Source organism: Streptococcus sp. (genome assembly GCF_032481935.1).
Taxonomy (GTDB): Bacteria; Bacillota; Bacilli; order Lactobacillales; family Streptococcaceae; genus Streptococcus.
Genome location: NZ_JAWERU010000017.1, coordinates 1 through 20067 on the forward strand (window position 1 = coordinate 1; position 20067 = coordinate 20067).

At 39.4% G+C, this 20067-nt stretch carries 19 protein-coding genes and 2 pseudogenes; 11 read left to right on the top strand and 10 right to left on the bottom strand.

The features are described from left to right. From rpsO to E7C97_RS09635, 9 genes and pseudogenes are all read left to right on the top strand, one after another. Window positions 1-184 (top strand): 30S ribosomal protein S15 (rpsO, locus tag E7C97_RS04880; protein WP_316108330.1); only part of this gene is annotated, 184 nt, incomplete at its 5' end. 671 nt (window positions 185-855) lie between these two features. Continuing rightward, window positions 856-1902, top strand: a complete 1047-nt coding sequence (locus E7C97_RS04885) for an iron ABC transporter permease (RefSeq protein WP_316108331.1) — start codon at window positions 856-858, stop codon at window positions 1900-1902. A gap of 1 nt (window position 1903) precedes the next feature. Then, a complete protein-coding gene (locus tag E7C97_RS04890) occupies window positions 1904-2659 on the top strand; it encodes an ABC transporter ATP-binding protein (RefSeq protein ID WP_316108332.1) in 756 nt (251 codons plus the stop codon). 21 nt (window positions 2660-2680) lie between these two features. Further along, window positions 2681-3691 (top strand): ABC transporter substrate-binding protein, encoded by a 1011-nt coding sequence (locus E7C97_RS04895; RefSeq protein ID WP_316108333.1) that lies wholly within the window; start codon window positions 2681-2683, stop codon window positions 3689-3691. Continuing rightward, entirely contained in the window at window positions 3672-4367 is a 696-nt protein-coding gene (locus E7C97_RS04900; protein ID WP_049504093.1) for an alpha/beta hydrolase-fold protein, read from the top strand. The genes E7C97_RS04895 and E7C97_RS04900 overlap by 20 nt, the downstream gene beginning before the upstream one ends. A 156-nt stretch (window positions 4368-4523) precedes the next feature. Continuing rightward, window positions 4524-5867 carry a DEAD/DEAH box helicase gene (locus E7C97_RS04905; RefSeq protein WP_223339261.1) on the top strand — a complete coding sequence of 448 codons (1344 nt, stop codon included), beginning with the start codon at window positions 4524-4526 and terminating at the stop codon, window positions 5865-5867. A 175-nt stretch (window positions 5868-6042) separates the two neighbouring features. Beyond that, window positions 6043-6309 carry a hypothetical protein gene (locus E7C97_RS04910; protein ID WP_316108334.1) on the top strand — a complete coding sequence of 89 codons (267 nt, stop codon included), beginning with the start codon at window positions 6043-6045 and terminating at the stop codon, window positions 6307-6309. A 33-nt stretch (window positions 6310-6342) separates the two neighbouring features. Continuing rightward, window positions 6343-6537, top strand: a pseudogene (locus E7C97_RS04915) (IS3 family transposase); the annotation flags it as partial. Continuing rightward, window positions 6530-6601: pseudogene (locus E7C97_RS09635) on the top strand (IS3 family transposase); the annotation flags it as partial. The pseudogenes E7C97_RS04915 and E7C97_RS09635, both read left to right, overlap by 8 nt. A 91-nt stretch (window positions 6602-6692) precedes the next feature. Here the strand turns inward: E7C97_RS09635 and E7C97_RS04920 are convergent. The 5 genes from E7C97_RS04920 to guaA all read right to left on the bottom strand — a co-directional run bounded on the left by E7C97_RS04920 (window position 6693) and on the right by guaA (window position 13026). Then, window positions 6693-7694 carry a sensor histidine kinase gene (locus E7C97_RS04920; protein ID WP_316108335.1) on the bottom strand — a complete coding sequence of 334 codons (1002 nt, stop codon included), beginning with the start codon at window positions 7692-7694 and terminating at the stop codon, window positions 6693-6695. Further along, window positions 7684-8367: a response regulator transcription factor gene (locus E7C97_RS04925; protein WP_316108336.1), complete on the bottom strand. Its 684-nt coding sequence runs from the start codon at window positions 8365-8367 to the stop codon at window positions 7684-7686. Before E7C97_RS04925 ends, E7C97_RS04920 begins: the two co-directional genes overlap by 11 nt. A gap of 32 nt (window positions 8368-8399) precedes the next feature. Next, window positions 8400-10454 (bottom strand): FtsX-like permease family protein, encoded by a 2055-nt coding sequence (locus tag E7C97_RS04930; protein WP_316108337.1) that lies wholly within the window; start codon window positions 10452-10454, stop codon window positions 8400-8402. Beyond that, window positions 10444-11217: an ABC transporter ATP-binding protein gene (locus E7C97_RS04935; RefSeq protein WP_049530943.1), complete on the bottom strand. Its 774-nt coding sequence runs from the start codon at window positions 11215-11217 to the stop codon at window positions 10444-10446. The genes E7C97_RS04930 and E7C97_RS04935 overlap by 11 nt, the downstream gene beginning before the upstream one ends. Before the next feature lie 246 nt (window positions 11218-11463). After that, entirely contained in the window at window positions 11464-13026 is a 1563-nt protein-coding gene (guaA, locus tag E7C97_RS04940; RefSeq protein ID WP_316108338.1) for a glutamine-hydrolyzing GMP synthase, read from the bottom strand. Between the two features lie 140 nt (window positions 13027-13166). Between guaA and E7C97_RS04945 the strand changes: the two genes are divergently transcribed. Together E7C97_RS04945 and metK are read left to right on the top strand one after the other, a co-directional pair. Then, window positions 13167-13865, top strand: coding sequence for a GntR family transcriptional regulator (locus E7C97_RS04945; protein WP_316108339.1), 699 nt, complete (start codon window positions 13167-13169; stop codon window positions 13863-13865). A gap of 238 nt (window positions 13866-14103) precedes the next feature. Further along, window positions 14104-15294: a methionine adenosyltransferase gene (metK, locus tag E7C97_RS04950; protein WP_000003967.1), complete on the top strand. Its 1191-nt coding sequence runs from the start codon at window positions 14104-14106 to the stop codon at window positions 15292-15294. A gap of 34 nt (window positions 15295-15328) precedes the next feature. Here the strand turns inward: metK and E7C97_RS04955 are convergent, their stop codons facing one another. The 5 genes from E7C97_RS04955 to E7C97_RS04975 all read right to left on the bottom strand — a co-directional run bounded on the left by E7C97_RS04955 (window position 15329) and on the right by E7C97_RS04975 (window position 19967). Next, window positions 15329-15961 carry a GNAT family N-acetyltransferase gene (locus E7C97_RS04955; RefSeq protein WP_316108340.1) on the bottom strand — a complete coding sequence of 211 codons (633 nt, stop codon included), beginning with the start codon at window positions 15959-15961 and terminating at the stop codon, window positions 15329-15331. A gap of 226 nt (window positions 15962-16187) precedes the next feature. Next, window positions 16188-16487, bottom strand: coding sequence for a DUF1827 family protein (locus E7C97_RS04960; RefSeq protein WP_000767183.1), 300 nt, complete (start codon window positions 16485-16487; stop codon window positions 16188-16190). Between the two features lie 63 nt (window positions 16488-16550). Further along, window positions 16551-17000, bottom strand: coding sequence for an NUDIX hydrolase (locus tag E7C97_RS04965; protein WP_045762885.1), 450 nt, complete (start codon window positions 16998-17000; stop codon window positions 16551-16553). A gap of 88 nt (window positions 17001-17088) precedes the next feature. Then, complete coding sequence (locus tag E7C97_RS04970) at window positions 17089-19341, bottom strand: ATP-dependent Clp protease ATP-binding subunit (protein ID WP_316108341.1); 2253 nt, start codon at window positions 19339-19341, stop codon at window positions 17089-17091. Between the two features lie 395 nt (window positions 19342-19736). Next, a complete protein-coding gene (locus tag E7C97_RS04975; RefSeq protein WP_000443576.1) occupies window positions 19737-19967 on the bottom strand; it encodes a DUF1797 family protein in 231 nt (76 codons plus the stop codon). Between the last annotated feature and the right edge of the window lie 100 nt (window positions 19968-20067).

Consider the following 20067-nt stretch of genomic DNA (forward strand, 5'->3'; position numbering starts at 1 on the left):
TGCTGTCCTTACTTGGGAAATCAACCACCTTAACGAACACATCAAACAACACAAAAAAGACCACGCTACTTACCGTGGATTGATGAAGAAAATCGGTCGCCGTCGTAACTTGCTTGCATACTTGCGTAAAAACGACGTTAACCGTTACCGTGAGTTGATCAACTCTCTTGGACTTCGTCGCTAATCTGCTTTATTTTCCACTTACATTGCGTTGTCACCTTACCTCGATATACTCAAGTATAATCTTCGGTTACGGTTCCTAGCACTATAAGGTAAAATAAACCAGTTATGTCTCCCTTCGGGGAGATTTTTTTGTTTCACTAAAATTTTTGTACAATCTTCGGCTTGCCGCCTAGTCTACCAACGTTTTATCCAGCAAGAATCATGATGCTAAGGGCGTTAAAAATCCGTATGAAAATAGGGAAAGGACACAGTGTTCGATGAACACAAGGAGTTTCATCTTTTCCCCTAGGATTTTAGCCCGAGCTCAAATGAGTTCTCTGACTTCAGAGGGCTTTTTGTTTTTGCCAAGTGCTAATGCCGTGTTCAATTGAGCATATCTTGAACATAAGGCTACTCGATTGAGTAGTCTTTTTTTATTTTCGTCACCTTACCTCGATATACTCAAGTATAATCTTCGGTTACGGTTCCTAGCACTGTAAGGTAAAATAAACCAGATCTTCTCCCTTCGGGGAGATTTTTTAGTTGCATTAGGATTTTAGCCTGAGCTCAATCAGCTCTCTAATTTCAACAGTCTTTTTATCTGTATCTTTCTAGCCTTGTTCCTGCCTTGGAAATGTGGTATACTATTTATGAAAATTGTCTAAATTTTTAATTTTATTAAGGGAGGGTTTCATGATTTCCAAATCTTCTGGAAGCCATCAAAACCTGCGATATGTTTTTCTCCTATCTCTGTTGCTCGGAGCTTTGGGAGTCTCTCTATTTTTAGCTGTTTCTATGGGGTCTGTTCAGATTAGCTTGAGTGATACTTATAGAATTATTTTAAGTAAGATGGGGGCCCCTTTGGATATAGGAGACCTTTCGAAGTCTACACTTGCTATTGTTTGGAATATGAGATTACCACGGGTTTTTCTTGGTTTGATAGTTGGTGCAGGCCTTTCCATGTGTGGTAGCGTCATGCAGTCAACAGTCAATAATCCAATCGCAGAACCTTATGTTTTAGGAATTTCAGCTGGGGCAACCTTTGGTGCGACTTTGAGCATCATTCTCGGATTTAAGATCATGATTGGTCTTGGCTCTTTCATTGGAGCGCTTGTGGCAACAGTTGCAGTCCTTCTGATTGCTTCCATGCAAGGTAGAATGACAACTTCAAGCCTGATTTTATCAGGGACAGTTGTGAATGCACTATTTTTGGCTTTTTCAAACTTTATTATCTCAATTGGCGCTAATGCTGATAGTGTCATGACCATCAAGTTTTGGACCATGGGTTCTTTAGCGGGAACTTCCTGGGCTCACTTAACCTTGCCAACTATAATCGTGGGAATTGCTTTTTTATTTTTCTCTACTCAATATCGTGTTTTTAATGCCATGATGATGGGTGATGAGGCGGCTTTGACCTTAGGGATTCCCCTACGTTTTTACTGGTATCTCTATGTGACGATTGTGGCTATAATGACAGCAATCTTGGTATCGACCTGTGGGATTATTGGTTTTGTCGGTCTGATTACACCTCATTTGGCACGAAGCTTGGTTGGTACTAATTACAGAAGGCTTTTTCCGATAGCAACCTTGCTCGGCGCCCTCTTTGTTATCTGGGCAGATGTTCTTGCTCGTGTCTTGATTCAAAATGCTGAGCTGCCGATTGGGATTTTTACAGCTCTAGTAGGTGCCCCTTTCTTTATCTACATGGTTGGAAATAGACGAGGGGAGGTGAAGGTCTGATATGGACTTAATGTGCCAGGATATTCACTTTGGAATCGGAGAGAAAAAAATTCTCAAAGGAGTGTCGCTCAAACTGGAGGGCAAGCAATTTCATACAATTTTGGGACCCAATGGAAGTGGGAAAACTAGCCTACTGAAACTTCTCTATCGTCAGGAAAAGCCTGATCAAGGCTTGATTTCTCTAGATGGAAAACCCTTGGAACAAATGAGCATCAAGGAAACGGCAAAGCAGATGGCAGTCGTCACGCAGTTTAATCAGTTACAATTTGATTGTAAGGTTGAGGAAATCGTCATGCTGGGCAGAACACCCCATCTCTCTTTCTTACAAAAGGAAAAAGAAAAAGACTTTGCCTTGGTTGAGGATGCTCTGATCAAGGTAGATATGTTCGAAAAGAGAAATCGACTCTACTCTTCTTTGTCAGGAGGAGAGAAGCAACGGGTTTTATTGGCACGTGCCTTGGCACAAGAACCGACACTCTTGCTCTTGGATGAACCAACCAATCATTTAGATATCAAGTACCAGCTAGACTTGTTAACCATTGTCAAACATCTCAATATCAATGTACTAGCAGTCCTACACGATATTCAGCTGGCTTGTCGTTATTCAGACTATCTCTATCTGATGAAAGAAGGAGAAATTGTTTACCAAGGGACTCCAAGAGAGACCATCACTCCTGAGTCTTTGCAGGCTGTATATGGTGTCCAAAGTAGGGTTACTTGGACGGAAGACCAGCAAGCCATGATTCACTATTTATAAAAAATGAAAAGGAAAACAAACATGAAAAAATCACTCAGTATTTTGCTCCTAACAGTAGCTACCTTAACTTTAGCAGCTTGTGGCAATAGTTCAACAGAAAAAGCTACCACACAATCAAGCGCAGAGACAAGTCAAAAATCTACTACAGAAACCAACTATCCTGTAACCATCAAAACTTATGATGCCAAAGGAAATGAAGTCGAACAAGTTTTTGAAAAGGCACCTGAAAAGGTCATCACCAACAATCTTTCAACAACTGAAATCCTACTTGAACTCGGTTTGAAGGATAAAATTGCCGGTATGCTTAATCCTGATAATGCAGTAACTGGTAAATACAAGGATGCCATTGAAGCCATCCCTCATATTGGGGATAAAAAATCAGTCTCACAAGAAACGGTTCTTTCTTATGAACCAGACGCCTTGATGGGACGCAACATGATGTTTTCTGAAAAGTCAATGGGGACTATCAGTGCTTGGAATGAAAATAAAATCCCTGTTTATACGCAAAAAGCCTCACTTTCAAATATCCAACAGGATTTGGGAAATATCGTAGAAGATGTGAAGAATCTTGGTACCATTTTCAATGTCCAAGACAAGGCAAACCAATACGCAGAGCAATTGCAAGCTAAAATCGATGCGGTTAAAAAAGCCAATCCAGAAACACAGGGTGAAAAGAAAAAAGCTTTGATTATGGTTGCTTATAACGACGAAACCTTTGGTGCCTACAAGTCAGCCCTTCAAGAAAGTTTGCTCAACCAACTTGGTTACACAAATGTCGCAACAGGAACATCTGGTTTGACTTTAGAAAATCTAGTATCAATGGATCCAGAGTTGATTATCTATGTAACCAGCGACCGCAATCAAAAATTGGATGAAAAAGCAGTGGATTTGATGAAGGCAAATGCTGTTTTGGAAAATGTACCAGCAATCAAGAATCAAAAAATCATGACCATCTCTTACGATGAGTTGATGGACTACGGTCCAGCAGTGATTGATTCCCTTGAAAAAATCAATGACTTTATCAAGAAATAAGGAGTTTAACTGGGAAGGGATTCGTGTTAAAGTCAGTCTTCCTTCAAACTATGACTCTAAACAAGCCTACCCAGTTGTGCTCTTAAACGATGGGGAACTAGATTATTTGTCAGACCTGTCCCAATCTGTGATTTTGGTGGGTTTGATCCCAGAAAATCGTCTGGATGACTTTACACCTTGGAAAGCTAGTGCGTTGAAAGAAGGGGCGCCAGATTTCGGTGGGAAGGGAGACGACTACCATCAGAAGCTCTTTCAAGGAATTCTAACAACTCTGAAAAAGGATTACTTGATTGATGAAAGTAGGATTGCTTATGGTGGCTATTCACTGGGCGGTCTTGCAGCTGTTTATAGTCTCTATAGTAGTCATCTTCCTGTGACCTGTATCTTTTCTATCTGTGGTTCTTTCTGGTATCCAGAATTTATAGACTTTTGCAGGGAACATACTTTGATGCAGAGCCAAAGCCTTATTTATCTGCAAAATGGTCAGACAGAAGGTTCCAATCATTCCAACCGTCTGTCTAAGGCTCCTCTTTTTGCAAGGGAACTTCATGATCTGATTTCAGAAGCAGTTCCCTCAACATATTCCACCTTTGATGCATATGGGCATCATGAAGCTCTCGACCAACGCTATCAACAGTTTTGTGATTGGCTAATGAAAGAATGGGATCTTAAATAAAAAAGCGATACTCTCTGTTTATGATGGACAGAGAGTATTTTTCTTGTCTTTATTTGTCTATATTTTGAAATTTTCGTGGGTTAATCTAAATTGAAAGTTTAACTGAAATGCATCAAAATGTGGTATAATGAGTAGATAGATAGAATCGAGGATATTATGTCATTTACGAAATTTAAGTTTAAAAAATATATAGAAGAAGCTTTGGAGGAGTTGAAGTTTACGACTCCTACCGAGGTGCAGGATAAGTTGATTCCTATTGTCTTGGCTGGTCGAGACTTGGTTGGTGAATCAAAAACAGGTTCAGGGAAGACTCATACTTTCTTGCTTCCAATTTTCCAACAGTTGGATGAAGAGAGCGACAGTGTACAGGCAGTTATCACAGCTCCTAGTCGTGAGTTAGCAACTCAGATTTACCAAGCGGCTCGCCAGATTGCAGCACATTCAGAAGTTGAAATTCGTGTTGCCAACTATGTGGGTGGGACAGACAAGGCGCGTCAGATTGAAAAACTGGCAAGCAACCAGCCCCATATTGTTATCGGAACACCAGGTCGTATCTATGATTTGGTAAAATCGGGTGATTTGGCTATCCACAAGGCTAAGACCTTTGTAGTCGATGAAGCTGATATGACCTTGGATATGGGATTCTTGGAAACAGTTGATAAGATTGCAGGTAGCCTTCCCAAGGACTTGCAGTTTATGGTCTTTTCAGCAACTATTCCGCAAAAACTGCAACCATTCTTGAAAAAATACTTGTCTAATCCAGTTATGGAAAAAATCAAGACCAAAACAGTTATCTCAGATACCATTGATAACTGGTTGATTTCGACTAAAGGTCGTGATAAGAATGCCCAGATTTATGAATTGACTCAAGTCATGCAGCCATATCTCGCCATGATTTTTGTCAATACAAAAACTCGTGCGGATGAATTGCATACCTACCTAACAGCCCAAGGCTTGAAGGTTGCTAAGATTCATGGGGATATTGCTCCTCGTGAACGCAAACGGATCATGAATCAGGTCAAAAATCTTGATTTTGAGTATATCGTGGCAACTGACCTGGCAGCGCGTGGGATTGACATCGAAGGTGTCAGTCACGTTATTAATGATGCTATTCCACAAGACTTGTCCTTCTTTGTCCACCGTGTTGGACGAACTGGACGTAATGGTTTACCAGGAACAGCCATTACACTTTACCAGCCTAGTGATGACTCAGATATTCGTGAGTTAGAGAAATTAGGAATTAAGTTTGTGCCTAAGATGGTCAAAGACGGAGAATTCCAAGATACTTATGACCGTGACCGCCGTGCTAATCGTGAGAAGAAACAGGAAAAACTGGACATCGAAATGATTGGCTTGGTTAAAAAGAAAAAGAAAAAAGTCAAACCAGGTTATAAGAAAAAAATCCAGTGGGCCGTCGATGAAAAACGCCGTAAAACCAAGAGAGCAGAAGGTCGTGCTCGCGGACGTGCAGAGCGAAAAGCCAAACGCCAGACATTTTAAGAATAAGACAGTAGAACCAAGTCGGTTTTACTGTTTTTTTTATAGTTCAACACCAGGATTGTCAGAATTCATTAGTATATAATATTGGGAAAATGATAATTTAATCTGAACATTCTTTTAATTTTCTGAAGTTTATAATAAACTTAAATTAAAAGTAGATTGTAGGAAAAGATAAATGAAAGATTTTAAAGATTTTATTGCTGGGATTGGTGAAATAAATGTTATTGCTTATTTGATATATGTGTGTACCGGTCTCTCTCCTCTCTTTCATATATTGATAATCGGTTCAGAATTGAGTACTGGAAAAATAGTTTTAACCATCTTAGGTATACTTTACGTTATCTTTTTAACGATTGCTAGAATCTATCGAAAGTTTTCTACTAAGAATCATCATGAAATATTAAAATCCCATCAGAAATTTGAACTGCACCCCAAAAGTTAGACAGAAAAAATCTAACTTTTGGGGTGTTTTATTATGAAATTGAATTATGAAGATAAAGTTCAGATTTATGAACTAAGAAAGCAAGGACAAAGCTTCAAAAAGCTTTCGAAAAGATTTGGTGTGGATATTTCTGGTCTAAAATACATGATGAAATTAATTGACCGTTATGGCATAGATATCGTCAAGAAAGGGATGAATCGTTATTATTCTCCAGAACTAAAACAACAAACGAATTAAAGTCAAACTAAAAGGACTTAGCCCTGTGCAATACAGAACTAAATCCTTTCAATAATTATTTGTTCAATTTTTGGGGGTCAGTACAGCTTTCTTTTTTGTATAAAATATGTGCTTTCTATGACTAGGCAATTTTCTTAATCGAAAAATTACGAAATAGAAAGAGAGATTTCAAATCCATGCATCCATTCGGATTTTACTACGATGTCGATTTTTAAAGCATCTGCTAATTGTTTGACAAGATAGAGACCCATGCCTGTTGATTTTTTCCTTGTCTCTCCTGAATCACCTGTAAATCCTTTTTCAAAGATATGAGGGAGGTCGCAAGCTTTAACTCCACACCCATTATCACAAATAATCAGGGTTTTGCGCCCCTTGTCACTTGACATAGAAATCTTGAGTTCTGGTTTGTCAGAGCTATATTTAAGGGCGTTGGCTAGTATTTGAGACAGGATAAATCCAAAACTGCGTTGATCGGTGTAGCAGATTCCTTGTATGTTCTCTAACTTAATCGTAAAATTCTTTTCTTTGAGCAAGGGATCAAAGTTCTCCAAAAGATCTTGGATACACTCTTCTAGGTCAAGGTCTTCAAATAGAAAATCATTTTTCTCACTTTTCACCCTGTAGTAGAATAAGATCTGTGATACATTTCCTTGGATTTGATTTTTCACATAGTCCAATTTAAAAGCAGTATCCTCAGGTAGTTGGTCACTTTGATTGTCTAAAAGGAGGGAAAGAAGCGATAAAGGAAGTTTAATCTCATGCGCCCATTTTTCAACATAGTCCTCGTACTCGGCTAGTAATGAGTTGAGTTTTCCTATTTGAGCCTGCTTTTGATAAAGTGTATCTGCTATTTTTCCAATGCTTTCTTTCTCTGAGGCACTTGATAAATTCAATAATTCAAGCTCAGTATCGATCTTAGGATTGGCTATGAAGGATTTATAGGCAGCGGCTTTTTTTCTTTCTTTTCTTATAAGTAAGAAAGATAGGATGAAAAAAAGCAGGACGGTGGCTAAAATATAGAGAAGGATGAGAGCTTGAAACATTCTCACATCTGAAAGCCAAAGCAGGACAGCTGTAAATAGATCAAATGCTAAGAGAACAAGTAACCAAGGCAGATAACTAGCTAGATATTTTAGATTATGTTTCATCTGGACTTACCTCTTCTAGCTTGTAACCAATACCTCTGACGGACTTGACTTTAAGGGCAATGCCAACCTGTTTCATCACCTTTTTCAGCCTTGCAATGTTTACTTGTAGAGCATTTTCATCGATGAACTCAGTTGTATTCCACAGTTTCATGCTTAGTTCTTCTTTTGTGACGACAGAATCAGTTGCCACTAATAATGTTTCTAACAATTTCCCTTGATTTTGAGGGAGTAAAATCGAATGTCCGTTGATATAAAGAGTATAGGTATTTCTATCCAGCAGGAAATTATCTTTTTCAAGCAAATTTTGTCTACCTTCATAGCGTTTCAAGATGTTTTCTATACGAGCCAAGAATCTTTCTTTCTTGAAAGGTTTTGTTAAGTACTCGTCAGCCCCTAATTTTAGGGCGTAAATCTCATCTTTTAGTTGTTCACGGGAGGTGAGAACCAATATGGGCACAGAGCGTTTGGACTTGAGATTTTTACAAATTTGAAAACCTGTTTCTCCTGGTAAATTCAAATCCAGTATGATTAAATCCGTATCGTATTGCAATACTTGCTGGCTTGTATCTTTGAAGTCAGTCAACTTATCAACTTGATAACCCGCTTTCTCTAACAAAATGACAATTTCATCTCGAATCAAGGCTTCGTCTTCAATAACCAGAATATGCTTCATATCGGCTCCTCCTTTTCCTATTTTATTCTACCTTATTCATCTCTTTTGGGTTCCATTAATGACAACAAGTACTTGTTGCTATTTTTCTTTACAATTCTTATATAGATGACTTCAAATCCAGCTAACAGTAGTATTATCACCATGGCTGTGATAAATTTCTGCCCCATGGCCATTCTTGCACTGGCTGGTACTATTCCTGTGAGGAGGGAGCTCACTCCGAAGCTACTACTGATAAGTGCAAGAGCTATTGGTAGACCAAAATACCAATTGATTTGTTTTTCTGAAGATTTACAAAGAGTTTCGTAGTTTGCTCCAAGATGGATTAAGGTCTGGTATCGTCTGTAGGATTGTCTTTGTCCCATCAAAAACTGAACGCCGATAATTGTATTTGCGACAACAAGGAAGATGATAGCCAGATAGATGGTGATATAGCTGGCAGAGATAATGTAAAATAATTGTCTTCCCATATTTTGTATATAGCTTTCATAACCAAGAGAGGTTTGATTTAGCTTTTCATTGGTATCTGAGATAGCTCTCATCAGGCCTTTTTCCTTGACTAGTTCAGGAGCTAAGATACCGCTGACATAGTTCGAGTAGCGACCGTCTGTATAGTTCATAAAGACTTCATCTGGGACTATGAGAGCGACAGAGAGGGTTATCTCACGATCCGTTACGATTGGCAAAGACTCCACCTCGCCAATCAATTTTACATCATTTCCCATGACTTTGATTTGAGGATTTGTTTTCAGAACAGAGTTGACGAGACTTTCATCTGGGAGAAAATCTTTCCCCATATACAAGTAGGCTTCCTTGTTTGTTAATTCTAGAGGAGGGAGACTGGCAGCCTTTCTAAGCTCATTGTATTCAGAGAGTGGCAAAAGGTGGCAACTTATATACTTCTGGAAATTATGGACTAAGACTTCCTTGTTTTTACTTTCTTTTTGCTCTTTCAATACCTTGATGAACTGTTCAAAGGACACGGACTCGAGTTCTTTTGGTTTGCCTACTTTAATTTGCAGAATCTTTGAAAACTGTGATTCTAGTCCAGCAGCTTCAAGCTCTTTTTTTACTGTACTTACATCAAGATTTTCATCTGTATCCTGCTTGCTATCTCTAAATGTATAATCAAATACGTGGGTTTGATTGCCTGAATTGCCACTTGCAATGGCCACACCTGCTCCAAAGAGGCACAAGGCAGAGAAGATTAAGAGGGAGCAGATGGCCAGTATAGTTGAGCGCTGGATAACTAATTCCTGAATCTGTCTAAAATTATAGGCATGAAGTTTTCGATTGTTTCCAAGCTTGACCAAAAAGTCTATAAATAAACGCATACCAAAGAAGAGGAGGATAGTTCCTAGAGTCCCCAAGAAAACAGTGATGCCCATGGTTATGACACTCTCCCAAGCTCGTCCACTCATACCCATGTAATAGGCTGTTCCTAGAAGCAAAATTCCGAGGACAGAAGCAAGAAGGTACACCCCCTTGGGGAGTAGTTTCTTCATTCCAGAGGGTGAATAGGTAAGCAGGTTTCCGATTTCCATATTGGCCGTCTTTGCACTTAAAAGGACAAAAACAGCTAATTTTACGGCTAGGAAGCCGATGACTGTATAGAGTAGAGCTGTGGTAGATAGAGAAAATTGATGTTCAATAATCCCTAGTCCCACAATTTTAGCGGTTATTAGGCTGATTAGTTCTGAAATCAAGATAGAAATTGGAAGGCCTATTCCAAGGGCAAGGACACTGTTTCTCAAATCCTCGAGTAGGAGCAGCAAGAACAGTTTGCTTCTTCGCATCCCTAGCGTTAGATAGACACCAAATTCATGTTTTCTCCTTTCCATCTGCATACTGCTTGCGAAGTAGACTAGAAAAAAGAGAATAAAGAGGGTTGCTACATAAAGAATGGGAATCATGCTAAAGAGTTTATTTACAGCGTCACTCTCTATTTGTTTGAGAAAGATCATCACATCTTGATGGGTCAAAGAAAGGATGATGTAAAAGGAGATAATAGAAAGAACCATGGAACTGAAATACAAGCCATTATTCTTTCGATCCCTCTTGCTATTTCTTGAGACTAATTTAGAAAACATTGCCATCACCTCCAGCCAGTGCAGACATGACCTTTAGTATTCTGTGGTAGAAGTCTTCTTGACTTTCTCTTGGATAATCGCGACGAATTTCATGGAATAGTTTTCCGTCTTGGATAAACAAGATGCGGTTGCAAAAGCTGGCAGCGACTGAATCGTGGGTCACCATGAGAATGGTGGTTTCTTCCACTTGATTCATTTCGGATAATTTTTGCATCAAAATGGTCGCATTTTTTGAATCCAAAGCTCCTGTGGGCTCATCTGCAAATACAATCTTAGGGTCTAAAATCAAGGCACGCGCAGCAGCTACCCTTTGCCGTTGACCACCTGATAATTGAGATGGGAACTTATCCAGAAGTTCAGAAATATCTAGATATTGGGAAAGCAATTCTAACCGAACCTTGCTTTCGTTGGCATCGACCTTGTGCAAAGATAAGGGGAGTAAAATATTTTCTTTGGCTGTCAGATTGTCCAAAAGCTCAAAATTTTGAAAGAGGTAACCAATTTCCTTGCCACGATAATCAGCTAACTGACTACCTTTTAACTGACCTAAATCTTTTTCTTGCATTTGAATGGAGCCGTCAGTTGGTTTGATGATAGTAGCGAGACAGTTAAGAAGGGTTGTTTTCCCAGAACCACTGCTCCCCATAATCCCTAAGAACTCACCTTTGACAACTTGAAAAGATATACCGTTCAAGGCTTTGGTGATATTCGGCTCTTTTCCATAATACTTTTTTAATGATTCTACTCGTAAAATTGTTTCCATGTGAAACACCTCCATCTTTTGTTACTTTCATTATAATATGAATCAGAGTAGAATAACACTTACGGATGATGTAAGAAATCTTTATCATTAGGTTATTGGAGCTATACTTACTATATTATAGCATGGTTTCAAGGATTTAAAAAGAGGAGTTGAGAGTCGAGAAATTTTCCTAATATTGAAATTATAAAAAATAATACCACTGTAGTCCATGCTCCAGCAGTATTATTTTTTATTTTATAGGAAACTTTACTCCCACTCAACGGTTGCAGGTGGTTTACTTGTAATATCGTAGACGATGCGGTTAACGTGGTCAACTTCATTTACGATACGAACTGAGATTTTTTGAAGAACTTCCCATGGAATCTTAGCGAAGTCAGCTGTCATTCCGTCGATAGAAGTGATGGCACGGATAGCGATAGTATAGTCGTAAGTACGGCCATCTCCCATAACACCTACGGAACGAACGCCAGTGTTAACAGTGAAGTATTGCCAGATATCGCGGTCAAGACCAGCTTTAGCGATTTCTTCACGAAGGATAGCGTCTGATTCACGAACAGTTTCAAGTTTTTCTTCAGTGATTTCACCCATAACACGGATAGCAAGACCTGGTCCTGGGAATGGTTGGCGCCACACGATGTGGTCTGGCATACCAAGTTCAGTACCAAGGGCACGAACCTCATCCTTGTAAAGAGTGTTGAGTGGTTCGATGAGTTCAAACTGCATGTCTTCTGGAAGTCCACCAACGTTGTGGTGAGATTTAATAGTTTGAGCAGTATCAGTACCTGACTCGATAACGTCTGTATAAAGAGTTCCTTGCGCAAGGAATTTCACATCTTTTAGTTTGCTTGCTTCGTCATCAAAGACATAGACAAACTCGTTACCGATAATCTTACGTTTTTGTTCAGGATCAGATACACCAGCAAGTTTATCCAAGAAACGTTTAGCAGCATCTGCTTTTACGATATTCAAACCAAACTTACCACCAAGCATATCCATAACTTGGTCAGCTTCTCCTTTACGAAGAAGACCGTGGTCTACAAAGATACAGATTAGTTGATCTCCGATGGCTTTTTGGAGAAGAACCCCAACAACAGAAGAGTCAACACCACCAGAAAGTCCGAGGAGAACACGTTTGTCTCCAACTTTTTCACGGATTTGCTTGATTTGCATCTCGATGAAGTTATCCATCGTCCAATCGCCTTTGGCACCACAGATGTTCAAAGCGAAGTTACGAAGGATATCATAACCGTGAACTGAGTGACGAACCTCTGGGTGGAATTGGATACCGTAGATGTGTTTTTCTGGATTTTCAATAGCTGCATAAGGACAGTCAGCTGAAGTACCAGTACGGACAAAATCAGCAGGAATCTCAGTTACAGCATCACCGTGGCTCATCAAGACAAGCTGCTCATTTGGAGTACCAGCAAATAGTGGAGACTCAGTATGAGTCAATGTTGATTGACCATACTCACGGTTACCAGCATCGCCTGCAGGAACAACCTTACCACCAAGCTTGTGAGTAATTAGCTGCATACCGTAGCAGATACCTAAAATAGGAATACCAAGTTCAAAAATCTCTGGATCAATATCAAATGATCCTTCTTCGTAAACAGAGTTTGGACCACCTGAAAGTACAATCCCGATAGGATTGATAGCACGGACTTCGTCAGCCGAAATCTTGTGACTTTTTAGTTCTGAAAAGACACCAATCTCACGGATACGACGTGAGATAAGTTGGTTATACTGGCTACCATAGTCCAGTACGATGATCTTTTCGACATCTTGCAAATCAGTTGAAATGTTGCTCATCTTTTCCCTTTCTTAAAAGAAATATCTTCTTGAATATTCTATCATAAATGACCCAGAATTACCAACCAAACAAGCGCAGTTTGACTTTTCCCCATGAGATAGGGTACAATGGAAAAAATAAAGAAAAGAAGTGAGCAAGCATGTTACCAGCTTATATGAAAATTCACGACCAAATCAAAAAAGGTATTGATGAGGGAAGTTGGAAAATTGGGGAGAGACTCCCAAGCGAGAGAGACTTAGCTGAGGAATTTGAGGTTAGCCGTATGACCCTTCGTCAAGCCATCTCCCTTTTGGTCGAGGAAGGAGTTTTGGAGCGTCGTGTGGGTAGCGGGACCTTTGTTTCTAGTACTCGTGTTCAGGAAAAAATGCGTGGAACGACTAGTTTTACGGAAATTGTGAAGGCTCAGGGGAAAACTCCATCGAGTCATCTGATTTCCTATCGTCGGACTATTCCTAATGAGCAAGAAGTTGAAAAATTAGGGATCAAGGCCACTGAAAATATTATTCGGATGGAACGTGTTCGTTATGCAGATCAAGTTCCGGTAGTCTACGAGGTGGCTTCTATACCTGAGAAATTTATCAAGAATTTCAAGAAAGAAGAAGTAACCAAGCACTTCTTTCAAACCTTACAGAAACATGGTTATCGGATTGGGAAATCTCACCAGACTATTTATGCTCGCTTAGCCAAGGAAAAGATTGCTCATTATCTGGAAGTAGAAAAGGGGCATGCTATTTTAGGACTGACTCAGGTTTCTTACTTTGATGACGGTACAGCTTTTGAGTATGTAAAGAGCCAATACGTCGGAGAACGTTTTGAGTTTTATCTAGAAAATAATTAGTTTTTAAGAAATCTCTTGAAGTTGGAAATCCTATCCACTTTAAGAGTTTTTATTTGGTTGAGATTAGAAAACATTTTCCAATTAAGAAAAATAGTAATCATACGAGTATTTTTTAAAGATTCGTGTTATAATAGTTAGGTTATATGGTCCCGATAAGGTGGTAGTGAAGGTCGTTTATCGATTCTCTACCAGTACTTTGTAACTCTATAACGAATATTTTTTAAGGGGGGACATTTTTATGTCAGAACGTAAATTATTCACGTCTGAATCTGTATCTGAGGGGCATCCAGATAAGATTGCAGACCAAATTTCAGATGCTATCTTGGATGCTATTTTAGAGCAAGATCCAGAGGCGCACGTTGCTGCTGAAACAGCTGTTTATACTGGTTCAGTACATGTTTTCGGTGAAATTTCAACCAATGCTTATGTCGATATTAACCGAGTGGTTCGTGATACGATTGCAGAGATTGGCTATACCAACACTGAGTATGGATTCTCAGCTGAGACCGTAGGAGTTCACCCATCATTGGTAGAACAATCTCCTGATATCGCCCAAGGTGTTAATGAAGCCTTGGAAGTTCGTGGAAATGCTGATCAAGATCCACTTGACTTGATTGGAGCTGGAGACCAAGGTCTCATGTTTGGTTTTGCGGTTAATGAAACTGAAGAACTCATGCCATTGCCAATCTCACTCAGCCATAAGTTGGTTCGTCGTTTAGCAGAGCTTCGTAAGTCTGGTGAAATTAGTTATCTTCGTCCAGATGCTAAATCTCAAGTTACTGTTGAATATGATGAAAATGACCAGCCAGTGCGCGTGGATACAGTCGTTATTTCAACTCAACACGATCCAGAAGTGAGCAATGAACAAATTCATGAAGATGTGATTAACAAGGTTATCAAAGAAGTCATTCCAGCTTCTTATCTTGATGATGAGACTAAATTCTTCATCAATCCAACTGGTCGTTTCGTTATCGGAGGACCTCAAGGAGACTCAGGTTTGACTGGTCGTAAGATCATCGTGGATACTTATGGCGGATACTCACGCCACGGTGGTGGTGCCTTCTCTGGTAAGGATGCGACTAAGGTTGACCGTTCAGCTTCTTATGCAGCTCGCTACATTGCAAAAAACATCGTTGCAGCAGGTCTTGCTAAGAAAGCAGAAGTGCAATTGGCTTATGCCATTGGTGTAGCTCAACCTGTATCTGTTCGTATCGATACTTTTGGTACTGGAACAGTAGCTGAAAGCAAGCTTGAAAAAGCAGCACGTCAAATCTTTGACCTTCGTCCAGCAGGAATCATCCAAATGCTTGATCTCAAACGTCCAATCTACCGTCAAACAGCGGCTTATGGACACATGGGACGTACAGATATCGATCTTCCATGGGAACGCTTGGACAAGGTTGATGCCTTGAAAGAAGCAGTTAAATAAAGTAAAAAGGAGTTGATTTCAACTCCTTTTTTAGTTATTTATTGATAGTCTTTAAAAAAGCCCAGTTCCCAATGGACTTAGTCCCGTACTCTAACTCCATAAAATCTAGCAATACATAATCATTCTTTTTATAGAATGGAACATTTTTTTCTGTACTGGTAATGAGCCCTAAGCGCTTGCAACCCTTGGATTTGACATAAGGCTCAACTTCGTCTCTAAGAAAAGCACTGCCCACTCCTTGTCCTTTAACAGATGGATTGACCGCAAGGAGCATCAAATACCAGTCAAAGCTATTAGATTTTTTCAAATGTTCTTCGGAACGGTCTACTAAATCAAGATACTTCAAAAAATTTCGTGGGCTAATGTAGCGAAACAGTTTTATGACACCATTTAGCAAGTAAGATAGGACAGAAAAATCATTTTGTTGTAATAAGGCGACAGCTAGGATTTCTCCGTCTTGTTCAGCTACTAAACAGGTTTCTTCTTTGATATAGAGGCGAGTAAGGAGACTTTCTAATAGTTCTAAAAAAGCAGGATAGTTTTCAGGTTTCTTGAGATCATCTATGATTAGAGTTAAAAATGGATAATCAAAGAAGCTATCGGCTATTACTTTTCCAATTTTTTGGTATTCGTCTAGCCTGGCTTTTCTGTATACTATGTTCTCCATTTATGAGCTCCTTTTTTAATGTTAGTAAATTATAATAGTGAAATTAATTGTTTTGATGATCAAGTACCGAGTTTTTACAAAAATATTGCCAAATTTAGTCAGTTGAAGGATTGTTAGAAAACTCTTTCTGTAACACTGAATCTGATTCTAGAATATCGGATTAGACAGACAAAGAACACTCTAAAAAGTTAGAATTTTTAGAGTGTTGTCCAAATATAGCTAAGTTTTATTTTGTTGGGATTGAGATTTCAATCAATTTTTCAGAGTAGAGGGTCTTGATATTAGCTTCATCGATATTTTGCTTTTCGATCTTGCGATTCAAGAAAAATTCTTGGATTTTTTCTATTTCTTGTTCGCGGATAGCACGATGTTTATTGGAAATGAGGATTTCATAATGAAGCGGTGCCTGAGTAAAGATAACATCAGTATTGCCTGCAGAGTAGACTTCTACGAGTGTAGCGTCGGTACTCTCCAGTTGGCTTTTAACAAGGTTTGAGTGAGAATTAGTAGTGTTGATGAGCTTCATAGGCTTTCCTCCTGTGTTTCTATTTCTATTATAGCACTTTTTGGAAAAATTGGAAAAGTTAATTTAAACTTGATGCTGTTTTTTCCAAGCTTCAATTGCCCATTTATGACTGCCACGTTTTAAGTTAGCAATGGCTTCATCGATTGGGAACCAAGCTAGGTGATTGAAGTCCTCCAAAGGTTTTTGGATTTCTTGATAAGAAGTAGCTTCGTAGAGATAGGCTGGATTGTAGTAGTAAGTATCACGATGGCTGGAATAGAAATACTCATCTGCTTGTCCATAATAAGTGCCAATCTCAGCTGTAAAACCTAATTCTTCAATCAGTTCTCGTTTGAGAGCTTCAAAATGATCTTCACCTGCTTCAATCTCGCCACCAGGCAAGAACCATGCACCATTTGGAGCTTGAACGAGGATAATCTTTTCATGTGCTGAGTCAGGAATGACTGCATAAACACCATATCTAGTTTTGTAGGTTACACCCTCTTTTTTTTCTCCAAAGGTTGGATTTGTCATAAATTTCTCCTTTATGTGTGCGCTTTCTTTCTATCATATTAAAGAATGCTCTTACTGTCAAGTAAGAACATTCTTTTAGTATGTGGAATTAGTCATTTGAGTCAACTGTTTCCAATTTATTTTTTGATTTAATCATGATTTTACCATTGCTAGTCATGACGGCTTTGAGGTTTTTCTCGCTTGGATTTTCAAGGTAATAGTCCGTGATTGCATCTTCGATATAGTCTTGGATGGTACGACGGAGCGGACGAGCTCCCATTTTTGGATCGTAACCAAGGTCTACAAGTTTTTCTTTAACCTTATCTGTTACATCTAAATGGATATTATTGCTTGAGAGACGTTGATTGACATCATCTAACATGAGGTCAACGATTTGAAGGAGGTTTTCCTTGCTGAGAGCCTTGAATTCGATAATACCATCAAAGCGGTTCATGAATTCTGGGCTAAAGAAGTTGCCTAATTCTCCAAGAACAGAGTTAGTACGGCCTTCTCTAGCAGCACCAAATCCAACACTAGCTTCTGCCTTACCTGTACCTGCATTTGAGGTCATGATAATGATGGCGTCTTTAAAGCTAACAGTACGACCTTGACCATCCGTTAAACGACCATCGTCCAAGACTTGAAGGAACATATGCATAACATCTGGATGGGCTTTTTCAACTTCATCCAAGAGGATCAGTGAGTAGGGGTTACGGCGGACTTTTTCAGTCAATTGACCTGCTTCATCATAACCTACGTATCCTGGAGGGGCACCAACGAGTTTAGCCACGCTGTGTTTTTCCATGTATTCACTCATGTCAAAGCGAATCATGCTGTCAGCAGAACCAAAGAGTTCGATAGCAAGCTGTTTAGAAAGTTCTGTTTTACCGACACCGGTAGGACCAACAAAAAGGAAGCTACCGATTGGACGGTTTGGAGTACCGAGTCCAACACGGTTACGACGGATAGCCTTAGCGATCTTATCAACTGCATCATCTTGACCAATAACATGAGCCTTGAGGTCATCTGCTAGGTTGATCAGTTGAGATTGTTCTTTTTCTTTCAAATCACCAACTGGAATATTAGTCTTTTGTTCGATGATGTGTTCAATCGTCTTTTCGCTGATGATTGGGGTATCCTGATCCGTTACCTTTGTTTTTTGCATTTCCTTGTATTTGGCAATCTGGTCACGGAAGTAGGCTGCTTTTTCAAAATCTTCATCGCGGGTTGCTTGTGCCTTGAGATTCTCTGCTTCGATTAAGCGTTGGTCAATGATCTTAGGATCTACAAAATTCAAGGTTAAGTTCATTTTTGAACCAGCTTCATCTAGAAGGTCAATGGCCTTGTCTGGCAAGAAACGATCTTGGATGTAGCGGTTAGAAAGGGTAGCGGCCGCTTCGATAGCCCCGTCAGTATAGTGAACATGATGGTAATCTTCGTATTTCTTTTGGATACCTTTCAGGATAATGATGGTTTCTTCAACAGTTGGTTCATCAACTTTGACAGGTTGCATACGACGTTCAAGGGCAGCATCTTTTTCGATGATGCGATATTCATTGAGGGTAGTAGCACCAACTAGTTGGAGTTCGCCACGAGCAAGAGCTGGTTTTAGGATATTTCCTGCATCCATATTCCCTTCTCCAGCAGAACCAGCACCGACAATTTCATGAATTTCGTCAATGAAGAGAATAACATCCTCGCGCTCACGAATTTCTTCCATGAGTTTTTGCATGCGCTCTTCAAACTGACCACGGATACCTGTACCTTGGACTAAACTAACGACATCTAGGCGAATGACTTCTTTCCCTTGAAGCTTATGGGGAACATCACCGTCAACAATTTTCTGAGCTAAACCTTCGACAACAGCTGTCTTACCAACACCGGGCTCACCGATGAGGACAGGGTTGTTTTTTGTTCTGCGGTTGAGGATTTCAATGACACGGATAATCTCTTCGTCACGGCCAATTACAGGGTCAATATTTCCACGACGGGCAATCTCAGTGACATTGATACCATATTCATCCAAGAGTCCTTTTTCCTGGATTGGTGGTGGGGTTTGGGCAGGACCACGATTTTGGGAACCATAGCCACCATTTCCACCGTATCCACCCCCTGACTGAGTTGGGGGGATATTGTTGTTATTAGAAGAAGGTCTAAAGTTGTTGAGATCGTTAAAGAAGTCTCCAAAGGGATCAAAATCACGGTTGTTTAAATCTGTAATGCCCTTGAATAAGCTATTGTTAGGATCTGTTTTGATAATTTTGTAGCAATTTTGACAAAGGTCGATTTGCTTTTGTTGCCCATTGAGATTGGTATAAAGATGAATCGTTGAGTCATTGATTTTACAGTTTTGACAGAGCATACCGCCACCTCATTTCTTTCTTAGTCTTGACTAAATCTAAAAGGTCAAAAATAGTCAAACAAGTATATAATTTAATTATATCATGATTATTGGGCAATTCAAGTAAAAAGATTGGATACTAGCACTATAAATAGAAGAGCGCTAATCGTGAGAAAATCTTGATAGCAAGAAAAAAATCCTATTTGTCATACAAAAAGGATTCTCGTTAGTGAAAGGCGGTGGGACAGAAATCGATAGACAAAGTTTCGATTTCGTAGTCCCAGCCCCGCGAAGATGATTAGGAGTTTTGGGAGTCTAAAAGACGAACGAAAAGTCCAATCAGCTACCGCGTCAAAGTTTGATTGCTAATAAAAAGTGAGGTCGGGTCTTTTGTCCCAACCTCTGTATATCTATTATTAGTATAGAAGTTCGTAAATTTCCATCGCAATCAAGTCGATGCTGTCAAAAGTATATGTTTCACGAGCTTCAACATCACGAAGTGTAAAGATTGGGCCATTTTCTTCATCATGATTAAAAGCAACTTCAGCTACAACAACTCCCTCGCGCTCAAAGTTACGTTTTAAGTTACCACCATCTTTTGTCATTGCTTCTAGGCGGTTGATGATTCTAACCAAATGTGATTCCATTTTGATTCTCCTCCATTTCTTATCGTTACTATTTTACCATAAAGAGTATCCACTTGACTAGAAAAAACTAAGATTTCTCGCTATTTCTGTTTTCTTTGAA